Origin of the sequence: Streptomyces roseochromogenus subsp. oscitans DS 12.976 (genome assembly GCF_000497445.1) — a bacterium.
GTDB classification, from domain to species: domain Bacteria; phylum Actinomycetota; class Actinomycetes; order Streptomycetales; family Streptomycetaceae; genus Streptomyces; species Streptomyces oscitans.
Genome location: NZ_CM002285.1, coordinates 4,496,570 through 4,499,163, shown reverse-complemented (window position 1 = coordinate 4,499,163; position 2,594 = coordinate 4,496,570). Strand labels below are relative to the sequence as shown.

Below are 2,594 nucleotides of genomic sequence, written 5' to 3'. Positions count from 1 at the left end.
AGGCCGAGGGCGCGCGGGCGGCTGCTGAGGCCACCGAGGTACGGCTGAAGGCCGAGGCGGAAGGTGCCCGGGCGAGGGCGCTGGCGGAGGCTGAGGGGGCCAAGGCCAAGGGGCTCGCGGAAGCCGAGGGCGCGCGGGCGAAGGGGCACGCCGATGCGGAGGGCGCCAAGGCGAAGGCCCTCGCGGAGGCCACGGCGATCGGCGAGAAGCTGAAGGCCGAGGCCGCCGGTCTGACCGAGAAGGCCGCCGCGATGGCCGCGCTGGACGAGGCCTCACGCGGGCACGAGGAGTACCGGCTGCGGCTCGCGGCCGAGAAGGAGATCCGGCTGGCCGGTCTGGAGACACAGCGGCAGGTCGCCGAGGCGCAGGCAAGCGTCCTCGCGACCGGGCTGGAGCACGCCGACATCGACATCGTCGGCGGGGATTCCGTCTTCTTCGACCGGCTGGTGTCCTCCATCTCCCTCGGCAAGGGCGTGGACGGCTTCGTCGACAACTCCCGTACGGCACAGGCGCTGGCGAAGCCGTGGCTGGACGGCTCGGGCAGCTTCACGGAGGACCTGAGCGGGATCCTCGGCTCACTGGGCTCGGCGGACCTGCGGAACCTGACGGTGTCGGCGCTGCTGATGAAGCAGATCAAGGGCGGCGGCCCGCAGGCCGGACAGCTCCAGAAACTCCTCGACCGGGCGAGCGAACTGGGCCTGTCGGACACCCCGGTGACGGCACTGAACGGAAGCGGCGCGGGGAGCTGAGGGGGCTGGGGGGTAGGGCGCTGCTCGTTGTGCCTCCCCCAGAGGGGTACCCCCAGCGCCCACCCGTGCCGCCCCAGCGCACCCCCACATGACCACGAAGGGAACCACCCCCCATGGCCACCGTCGACGCCGGTACCTACGAGGTACTCCGCGACCGGCTCGCCGTACACGCCGCCGACCTCGCCCGGAGGGCGGACGCACTCAACACCCGGCGGGCCGAGGAGTTCGGGTCGGCGAAACTGGACCTCGTTGCCACCGCCCGGCTACGGACCCCGCATCCGTGCGTCCCGAGCGACATCGTGGCCGTAGGCGACGCCCTGCTCTTCGGCGGAACCGGCGGAACCGGCGGAGCCGATGACGTGCTCACCCTCTACAGCCGGGACGGCGAGCGGCTGCCCGAGGACGCCGTACCCGGACTGCTGGACGACGCGGCGTTCGTGCGGGAGTTCACCGCCCTGCACCGCTACTACCGGCAGGCCAGGCTGCTGCGGCTGCGCCGGGTCGACGGCCGGCTGCTGGCGGTGTTCCGCACCGGTGAGAAGGCCGACGACGTCCGCGTACTGCGCTGGAGCGTCGCAGACGACGGCCGGGCGGCCTTCCTGGACGCGCGCGGCGACCGCGACGACGTCTTCCCGCCCGGCCAGGACGTCACCTGGACCGAGACCACCCGCGAGGACCACGTCCTCGGCCGGGACCCGTACGTGGCCGTGCCCGGCGGGCTCGGCGTGACCACCGTCGGCGGCTCCCTCACCGTACGCACCCCGGACGGCGAGCCGCTGTTCGCCGAGCCTGTGCGGGAACCGCTGCAGTCGCTCGCGGACGCGGCCGTCGGGCACGCCCGCGTCGGCCCGCTGGTGCTGCTGCGGGTACGGCCGTACAAGGAGGACGCCGACCGGTACCTGGTGTTCGACACGCTGACCCGGACGGTGGTGCGGCTCGACGGCATCGGGCAGGCCTGCCGACGGCTGCCCGAGGAGCAGGGGATCGTCTTCCCCGGCGGGTACTGCCTGGCCGGCGGCACTCACAAGACATACGAACTCGACGTGGCCGGGCTGGAGTTCGAGCGCGAGATACGGGCGCCGAACGGCGAGGACGTGCTGTACGCCTTCCGGTCCCGCACCGGAGGACGCACGCTGCTGCTCTCTTACAACACGCTGCGCAAGGAGGTCGCGACCCCGCTGCCGTGCCGGGGCTGGGCACTGTTCGAGGACGGCGCGTTCGCCGTGCTGCGCGCCGACGGCGACGAGCCCGCGCACACCCATCCGCTGCAGTGGTGGACCTCGCCGTACGTCTCCGACACCCACGCGGCCGCCCTGCGCACCGGCACCGGCGCGCTCGCCCGGGTCGGCAACGCGGACCTGGTGCGCGGGCTCGCCGACTGTCTGTCCGTTGCCCGGCTCGTCACCGACGGCATCGAGACCGGCGAGGGCTACAGGGCGCTGACCGCCGCCTGTGTACGCGCCGCCGACACCAACCACTGGCTCGCCGAACCCGAACTCGGTGACCTGGCAAGCCCGTTGGGCGAGCTGCGGGACACCGCCGAGCAGGTGCTGGCCGAGTTCGAGACCGTACAGGAGCTGACCCGGCAGGCCGCGAGCGCGTTGGAGGAGGCCGCCGAGCGGATCGCCGCCGTGGTGCGCCGGCTGCGCGGTGAGGCCCCGCGCGAGGCCGCCGCCTGGGTGCGCGGACTGACCGAACTCCGGCATGCGCACGGGCACTTGCTCACCCTGCGGGAGCTGCGGTACGTCGATACGGCCCGACTGCGGGAGCTGGCCGGCGGCGCCGAGGCCGACCTCGCCGCGTTCGGGCGCCGCGCGGTGGCGTTCCTGGCCCGCGAGGACGCCT

The 2,594-nt window shown here is 73.6% G+C and carries 1 protein-coding gene and 1 pseudogene; both read left to right on the top strand.

From position 1 onward, the window contains the following. Positions 1-749, top strand: a pseudogene (locus M878_RS48270) (flotillin family protein); the annotation flags it as partial. A 113-nt stretch (positions 750-862) separates the two neighbouring features. Further along, positions 863-2,594: DNA repair ATPase (locus M878_RS69050; RefSeq protein ID WP_023548121.1), on the top strand; the 1,732-nt coding region annotated here is incomplete at its 3' end.